The sequence below is a fragment of the Mesorhizobium sp. M7A.T.Ca.US.000.02.2.1 genome (assembly GCF_003996995.1).
In the GTDB taxonomy this organism is placed as follows: Bacteria; Pseudomonadota; Alphaproteobacteria; order Rhizobiales; family Rhizobiaceae; genus Mesorhizobium.
Genome location: NZ_RZTT01000296.1, coordinates 1 through 7,680 on the forward strand (window position 1 = coordinate 1; position 7,680 = coordinate 7,680).

Below are 7,680 nucleotides of genomic sequence, written 5' to 3' on the forward strand. Positions count from 1 at the left end.
CACGCCGCAACAGTTCATCGATCTGGCCGTCGCGGTCGACAGACGCGGGCTGCAGATCGCCGTGCATTCGATCGGCGACGGCGCGGTGCGCGCGGTGCTCGACGGTTATGAGGCGGCGCAGAAGGCGAACGGCAAGCGCGACAGCCGTCACCGCGTCGAGCACATCGAGGTCACCACCACCGCTGATGTGCCGCGTTTCGCCGAACTCGGCGTCATTGCCTCCATGCAACCGCCGCATCCGCCGGGCGCAATGGATTTTCCACTGGAGCCGACGGTATCGCGCATCGGACCGGCGCGCTGGCCGCTGAGCTATGCCTGGCGGACCTTGAAGGATGCCGGCGCGCATGTCGTCTTCGCATCCGATTGGCCGGTGTCGCCGATCGATCCGATCCTGGGCATTCAGGCGGCGGTGTTGCGCAAACCGTGGGCAGAAAGCGACCCGGACCAGAGTTTCTCACTGCATGAAGCGATCGCCGGTTACACGATCGAGGGCGCCTATGCCGAATTCGCCGAGCACCGCAAGGGCACGCTGAAATCAGGCTACATGGCCGATCTGGTGGTTTTGTCGATGGATATCGAGAACACCGCCCCGGCCGACCTGCACAAGGTGCGGCCGGTGACGACGATTTGCGGCGGCAAGGTCACCTATCAGGCCTGACTATGGCATGGGGCTTGCAGGCCTCAATGACTGATTGAACTGTGACCCAATGCCGGGCTTGCCAACCCACCGGCCATGTGGTCACATCGAACAGGGGAAAAGCTCCGCCAGCAAGAGCGGGGTCAACAGTGAGGCGTAATCGTGCCGGACAAACCGGATCGGAATGCGATTGAAGTAGTAAACGTCAGAAAAATTTTCGGATCAGGTGAGGGGCAGGTAGCTGCCCTCGACACGGTCTCGGTATCTATCCGCGAGAACGAATTCTTCACGTTGCTGGGGCCATCCGGCTGCGGCAAGACGACGTTGCTCAGGCTGATCGCCGGCTTCGACTTTCCAACCGCCGGTGAGATCCTGCTCTACGGCCAGGACATCGCGCCGCTGCCGCCCTTCAAGCGGCCGGTCAACACCGTGTTCCAGTCCTACGCGCTGTTCCCGCATATGACGGTGGCCGACAATATCGGCTTTGGCCTGGAAATGCTGGGCAAGCCGAAGGCCGAGATCAAGGCGCGCGTCGCCGAGATGCTGAAGCTGGTCAAGATGGAAGCTCTCGCCGGCCGCCGCACCGGCCAGATTTCCGGCGGCCAGCAGCAGCGCGTGGCTCTGGCGCGGGCGCTGGCGCCGCAGCCGAAGGTGCTGTTGCTCGACGAACCGCTGTCGGCGCTCGACTTCAAGCTGCGCAAGGACATGCAGATCGAATTGAAACGACTGCAGCATGAGACCGGCATCACCTTCATCTTCGTCACCCATGACCAGGAAGAAGCGCTGACGATGTCGGATCGCATTGCGGTGATGTCGGCGGGCAAGATCCTGCAGGTCGGCTCGCCGTGGGACATCTACGACAAGCCGGCGGAGCGCTTCGTCGCCGACTTTATCGGTGAAACCAACTTTCTCACCGCCGCGGTCTCGAACATCGGCAATGGCAAGGCGCGCGCCACACTCAAATCCGGCGCGACCATCGAGGCGACCGTTGCCGAGGGCTTCCAGCCGAAGGACAACGCCACCGTGGTGGTGAGGCCCGAGCATGCCAAGCTGACCAAGGACAAGGGCGAATTGTCCGGCACTGTCGACAACATCGTCTATTTCGGCACCGACACTCATATATATGTGCGGCTCGACAGCGGCGAGGTCTTCACCGTGCGCCAGCAGAACACGCGCAGCGCGGGCTGCGGCTTCGAGCGCGGCGACAAGGTCGGCATCGTGGTCGGCAATGACGCCGCGCAAGTGGTGAGGGACTGATGGCGAGCGCGGAAGAAGTCGCCAAGGAAGCCGAACGCAGAGATATCCGCGATCGGTGGGTGCTGTCGGCGCCGGCACTGATCATCATCTTCCTGGCGGCGTCCGGCCCGCTGCTGATCGTCGTGATCTATTCCTTCCTGACGCCGGGCCCTTATGGCGGCGTGGTGTGGAAATTCTCCACCGATGGCTGGCTGTCGGTGCTGTTGCAGCGCGACATCTTCGACGACACTCTGGCCTTCGCCGATGCGCATTTGTCGATCTTCTGGCGTTCGATAAGCCTGTCGTTCTACACCACCGTGCTGACGTTGTTCTTCGGCTTCCCCACAGCCTATTTCATCGCCACGCGACCGCCGAAGACGCGCGAGGTCTGGGTTTTCCTCGTCACCATTCCGTTCTGGACTAATCTCCTGATCCGCACCTTCGCCATGCAGCAGGTGATCCGCAACGAAGGGCTGGTCAACACGGCGCTGATGGCGCTCGGCATCATCAAGCAACCGCTGCAGATCATGAATACCGACGCGGCCATCTTGCTCGGCATGATCTATGTCTACCTACCTCTGATGGTGCTGCCGATCTACGCCTCGATGGAGAAGCTCGACTTCCGGCTGGTCGAGGCCGGATATGACCTTTACGCCGGTCGCTGGCAGGTTCTGCGCCGCATCGTCTTCCCGTTGATCAAGCCCGGCGTCATAGCCGGCTCGATACTGGTCTTCATTCCCTCGCTTGGCGCCTATGTCATTCCGCGGGTGCTGGGCGGCGGCAAGAACATGATGCTCGGCAACCTGATCGAACTGCAGTTCGGCGCGGGCCGTAACTGGCCGCTTGGCGCGGCCATCTCAATTACGCTCATGGTGCTGGTGATGATCGCGCTCCTGTTCTACGTGCGCAACGCATCCCGGTCGGAGGGAGCCCATGGCTAAGCGTCCGTTCGACATCCAGGCGCAACCCGGCTTCGGGTTCATGGCGCTTCTGACCTTCTTCGCGCTCTATCTGCCGATCGCGGCGCTCGTCACCTATTCGTTCAACACGGCGGATTCGCTTTCGCGCTGGGATGGCGTCTCACTGCGCTGGTTTATTTCGGCCTGGCACAATTCGGCTGTGCAGGACGCCTCCGTCCGCTCGCTCGTGCTGGCAGTCTCGGCCGCCGCGCTGTCGACGATCGCCGCCACCATGGCTGCTCTGGCCACGACCCGCACGCGGCCCTATCCCGGCCTTACCTTCAAATACGCCTTCATCAACCAGCCGCTGATGGTGCCGGAGATAGTCACCGGCGTCGCGCTCCTGATCGTGTTCTCGCGCATCAAGGTCTGGACCGGTTACTCAGGACTCGGTTACCTGATCGCCGCCCACACCGCCTTCTGCATCCCGTTCGCTTACCTGCCGATCCGGGCGCGGCTGGACAGCATGGACCTGACGCTGGAGCGCGCAGCCGCCGACCTATACGCCACGCCCTGGAAAGCCTTCCGTTTCGTGACGCTGCCGCTCTTGAGGCCGGCCATCATCGCGGGCTTCATGCTCGCCTTCGTCATTTCGCTCGACGATGTGGTCATCACCGAATTCGTCAAGTCCGGCGGCCAGGATACGCTGCCCACCTACATGCTCGGCCAGTTGCGGCGCGAAACGAGCCCGGAAATCAATGCGATCGCCACGGTATTTCTTGCGCTGTCGGTGGTGCTCGTAACCGTGTTCTACTTCGTCAATAGGCGCAAGCCATAACCAACGATTGCCAAACGGGAGAATAGCAATGAAATGGAAGACCACGGCTGCCACGGCGGTATTCGCAATGTTTGCCTTTGCGGGCAGCGCGTATGCGGAAGGCGAACTCAGCATCTTTAATTGGGGCGACTACACTAGCCCCGAGATGATCAAGAAGTTCGAGGATACCTATAAGGTCAAGGTGACGACCACCGACTACGACTCCAACGACACCGCGCTAGCAAAGGTACGCGCCGGTGGTCATGGCTTCGACATTGTGGTGCCGTCGGCCAACTACGTGCCGATCTGGGTGAAGGAAGGGCTTCTGCTTGAGGCCCGGCCCGACCAGATGGAGAACTTCAAGAATGTCGACGAGCGCTGGGTGAACGTTCCCTGGGATCCGGGCCGTCATTATACGGTTCCGTGGCAGTGGGGCGTGACCGGCATCGGCGTCAACACAAAGGTCTATGACGGCGACATCAACACCTCGGCCATCTTCCTCGATCCGCCGAAGGAACTGGTTGGCAAGATCAATGTCGCGCCGGAAATGAACGACGTGCTGTTCGCCACCATCAAGTATCTGGGCGGCAACTGGTGCACGGACGACAAGGAATTGCTCAAGAAAGTGCGCGACAAGCTGGTGGAGGCCAAGCCGAAATGGCTGGCCATGGATTATAGCGTGACCGATAAGCTACCGGCCGGCGACTATTCGGCCGTCTACTACTGGAACGGCGCCATCATGCGCTCGCGCATCAAGAACCCCGACATCAAGTTCGGCTACCCGAAGGAGGGCTTCCCCTTTTTCATGGACAGTGTTGCCATCCTCAAGGATGCCAAGAATGTCGACAACGCCAAGCTGTTCATGAACTTCATCATGGATCCCGAGAACGCCGCCATGATCTCCGCCTTCGCCAAATATGCCAATGGCATCAAGGGCTCGCAGGCATTCTTGCCAGCCGACATGAAGGATGCGCCCGAACTGGTGGTACCGCCAGAACTGGAGAAAGCGGGCGAGTTCCTCACCCCTTGCTCGCCCGAGGTGCAGCAACTCTACACGCGCATCTGGACGGACGTTCAGAAATAGCGGCACTCCGCCTTCTCCCGCGCGAGTTGGAAGACGGCGGGTCAAGGGCCGTATGAGGGGTAGCGCTGAATTCCCAGCGTTCGCGCCGCCCCTCACCTGGCCTGCCGGCATTGCTCTTCGCCATGGCGTCGGGCGTTCGTCACTCGAAAGGCCCAATCGGGGGCTTTTTCGTCCGCTGTGCAGACCGCCCTCATTCAAGTGAACTGAAGAGCGGCATGCGGCGGCAGGGGATTCTCATGCAGTCATACCGCAACAGCGACGCGCGGCCGCCGATCATGCAGGGCTCGCCGCCCGCCATGGTACCGCCGAAGCTCGACTGGGACCGGCCGCCGTGGAACCGCTGGGCGTTCCAGCACATCCGTGAAATTCTGCCGACCGCCGAAGTCTGGCGCGGCAATGGCCATCGCCACCGCTTCGAACGCGCCGAGGCCGATCTCGACGGGCTGGCGGTCGAGGACAGCGAGGGCATGCCGACGACGCTCGCCGGGCTGCTCGACGAGACCTATACGGACGGCTTTCTGGTGCTCAAGGACGGCAAGGTCGCCTATGAGCGCTATTTCAACGGCATGGATGAGCGCACGCTGCACTTGTCGCAGTCGATGGCGAAGTCCGTTACCGGTTCGGTGTTCGGCATACTGGTCGGGCGCGGCCTGATCGATCCGGCCAGACTGGTAACAGATTACCTGCCGGAACTCGGCGTTACCGGCTGGACCGGCGCCAGCGTCCAGCATGTGCTGGACATGACCAGCGGCGTCCGTTTCTCAGAGGAATATACCGACCGCTATTCCGACATCGGCCAGGTCGATGTCGCCACCGGCTGGAAGCCGGTGCCGCCGGACAGCGATCCGGCCTTTCGTTGGCCCTCGCACATGTTCGAGCTGATCCTCGGCTTGAAGGACACGATCCGCCCGCACGGGGCTCAATTCGAATACCGCTCGATCGAGACCGACGTGCTTGCCTTCATCATGGAGCGGGTGACGGGCAAACGGCTGCCGCAGGTAGTTTCGGAAGAACTCTGGCAAAAGCTCGGCGCTGATGAAAGCGCCTGCTTCACGGTCGATAGCGCCGGCTATGCGGTGGCCGACGGTGGCTTCAACGCGACGCTGCGCGACTATGGCCGCTTCGGCCAGCTGATCCTCGACAATGGTGGCGGCGTCGTGCCGTCCGGCTGGGTCGAGGCGACGCGCAACGGCAGGCATGGGCCGGACTTCAGCCCCAGCCTGCCGGAGGGCAGCTATCGCAACCAGTTCTGGATCGAGGATCCGCGCTCGCGCGCACTGATGTGCCGCGGCGTGTTCGGTCAGATGATCCATATCGACTGGAACACCGGAATGGTCGTGGTGAAGCTTTCGACCTGGCCGGATTTCGCCAATGGTGCCTATTCCATAGCGACGCTGAAGGCCGTGCACGCTATCGCCACGGCACTTCGCTGAGCCCCCACAAAGAAGAAACGACCCGGAAGGAAACGCCATGACCGGCAAGACCGTGTTCGAGACCCGCTATGGCTTCCGGCGCAACCAGGTGGTGCTCGCCAACTGGCGCGAGAACCCCTTCAACCGGTGGTCGTTCCAGAACCTCGGCGAACTGGTGCCGACCGCCCGCGTGGCGGCGACGTCGGGCGTTGTCGAAACCCCCGTGCGCGATATGGGCGGCCTGCTCGGCGAAAAGGTCGCGATCGCCGGCACATCGGAGACAGTGGCTGAATTTCTCGGGCGTTCGAGCACCGACGCACTGACGGTGATGAAAGACGGCAAGATCGTCGGCGACTGGTTCGCCCCGCATATGGATTTCGGCGCCCGCCACATCATCTTTTCGATCAGCAAGTCGCTGACCGCCATCATTGCCGGCATTCTGGAAGGCGAGGGCGTATTCGACCCGGAAGCGCCGGTGACGGCCTACATCCCTGAAGCCGCCGGCTCTGCCTATGGCGATGCGAGCGTGCGGCATGTGCTCGACATGAGCGTCAGCCTCGATTTCGAGGAGGCCTATCTCGATCCGGAGAGCGCTTTCGCCCGCTATCGTCGCGCCACGCTGTGGAATCCGGGCGGCGGCACGGAGAGCCTGCGCGAATTCATTTTGACCTTGCAATGCCTTGCAGAGCCGCATGGCCAGACCTTCCGCTACCGCTCGCCGAATTCCGACCTGCTCGGCCTGCTGCTCGAGCGCGCGTCGGGCCAGCGGTTCACCGACCTGATGCGCGAGAAGCTGTGGCTGCCGCTCGGCGCTGTCAGCGAAGCCTCGATCGGCGTCGACATGGAAGGCACGGCGCGCACGGCCGGCGGTATTTCGGTGACGCCGCGCGACCTGGCGCGTGTTGGCGAGATGATGCGGCAAGGCGGGGTGGCCAATGGCCGCCGCATCGTGCCGGAAGCCTGGGTGCGCGATACGGTTGCTAGCGGCGGCAGTTCCGACGCTTGGCAGCGCGGCGCGATGCAGCCGCTGTTCCCGAAGGGCCGCTATCGCAACAAATGGTACCAGACGGGCTTGCCGAACGGCGCCTATTGCGGCATCGGCATTCATGGCCAGTGGCTGTATGTCGATCCCAGGACCGAAGTGGTGATCGCCAAGATGTCGTCGCAGCCCGAGCCGGTCGACGATCCGCTCGATGTCGAAATCGTCGCCTTCTTCGAGGCGCTGAGCCGGATGGTCTGATCCTCGCCTGGCCGCCACATTAGCGCGCGCTTTCCTGTGGACCCGCCGGGCTCATGGAAACGCGGCGGTTGGCGGACCGGACGTCTGCGCCTATGGTCGCCGCTCTTTGGACGAGAGCAGGTACGACATGGCATCCGACATCAAGCGCATTGCAGCCATCATCGCGGCCGAGATCAGCGCGCGGCCCGAACAGGCGGCCGCGGCGATCGAACTGCTCGATGAGGGCGCGACAGTGCCGTTCGTGGCGCGCTACCGCAAGGAAGTCACCGGCGGGCTCGACGACACGCAATTGCGCGATCTTGCCGAACGCCTTGCCTATCTGCGCGAACTCGATGCGCGTCGCGACACCATCCTT

Annotated in this window: 8 protein-coding genes; all 8 read left to right on the plus strand. The window is 62.6% G+C overall.

Annotated features, from left to right (window positions below; translation table 11 throughout):
• Positions 1-658: amidohydrolase family protein (locus tag EOD15_RS23895; RefSeq protein WP_148129626.1), on the plus strand; the 658-nt coding region annotated here is incomplete at its 5' end.
• Positions 659-799: 141 nt separating this feature from the next.
• Positions 800-1,894 (plus strand): ABC transporter ATP-binding protein, encoded by a 1,095-nt coding sequence (locus tag EOD15_RS23900; protein ID WP_127321800.1) that lies wholly within the window; start codon positions 800-802, stop codon positions 1,892-1,894.
• Positions 1,894-2,814 carry an ABC transporter permease gene (locus EOD15_RS23905; protein WP_127268193.1) on the plus strand — a complete coding sequence of 307 codons (921 nt, stop codon included), beginning with the start codon at positions 1,894-1,896 and terminating at the stop codon, positions 2,812-2,814. The genes EOD15_RS23900 and EOD15_RS23905 overlap by 1 nt, the downstream gene beginning before the upstream one ends.
• Entirely contained in the window at positions 2,807-3,610 is an 804-nt protein-coding gene (locus EOD15_RS23910; protein ID WP_127268194.1) for an ABC transporter permease, read from the plus strand. The genes EOD15_RS23905 and EOD15_RS23910 overlap by 8 nt, the downstream gene beginning before the upstream one ends.
• A gap of 28 nt (positions 3,611-3,638) precedes the next feature.
• Positions 3,639-4,673 (plus strand): extracellular solute-binding protein, encoded by a 1,035-nt coding sequence (locus EOD15_RS23915; protein ID WP_127268195.1) that lies wholly within the window; start codon positions 3,639-3,641, stop codon positions 4,671-4,673.
• A gap of 236 nt (positions 4,674-4,909) precedes the next feature.
• Positions 4,910-6,106 (plus strand): serine hydrolase, encoded by a 1,197-nt coding sequence (locus EOD15_RS23920; protein ID WP_127323092.1) that lies wholly within the window; start codon positions 4,910-4,912, stop codon positions 6,104-6,106.
• Between the two features lie 37 nt (positions 6,107-6,143).
• Positions 6,144-7,325 carry a serine hydrolase gene (locus EOD15_RS23925; protein ID WP_127408887.1) on the plus strand — a complete coding sequence of 394 codons (1,182 nt, stop codon included), beginning with the start codon at positions 6,144-6,146 and terminating at the stop codon, positions 7,323-7,325.
• A 127-nt stretch (positions 7,326-7,452) separates the two neighbouring features.
• Positions 7,453-7,680, plus strand: a 228-nt coding sequence (locus tag EOD15_RS23930; protein WP_148129627.1) for a Tex-like N-terminal domain-containing protein, incomplete at its 3' end; no start/stop codon positions are given.

Excerpts from the sequence above, each read along its gene's own strand:
- EOD15_RS23905 (WP_127268193.1), top strand. The coding sequence starts at position 1,894 with ATGGCGAGCGCGGAAGAAGTCGCCAAGGAAGCCGAACGCAGAGATATC.
- EOD15_RS23910 (WP_127268194.1), top strand. The coding sequence starts at position 2,807 with ATGGCTAAGCGTCCGTTCGACATCCAGGCGCAACCCGGCTTCGGGTTC.
- EOD15_RS23915 (WP_127268195.1), top strand. The coding sequence starts at position 3,639 with ATGAAATGGAAGACCACGGCTGCCACGGCGGTATTCGCAATGTTTGCC.
- EOD15_RS23920 (WP_127323092.1), top strand. The coding sequence starts at position 4,910 with ATGCAGTCATACCGCAACAGCGACGCGCGGCCGCCGATCATGCAGGGC.
- EOD15_RS23925 (WP_127408887.1), top strand. The coding sequence starts at position 6,144 with ATGACCGGCAAGACCGTGTTCGAGACCCGCTATGGCTTCCGGCGCAAC.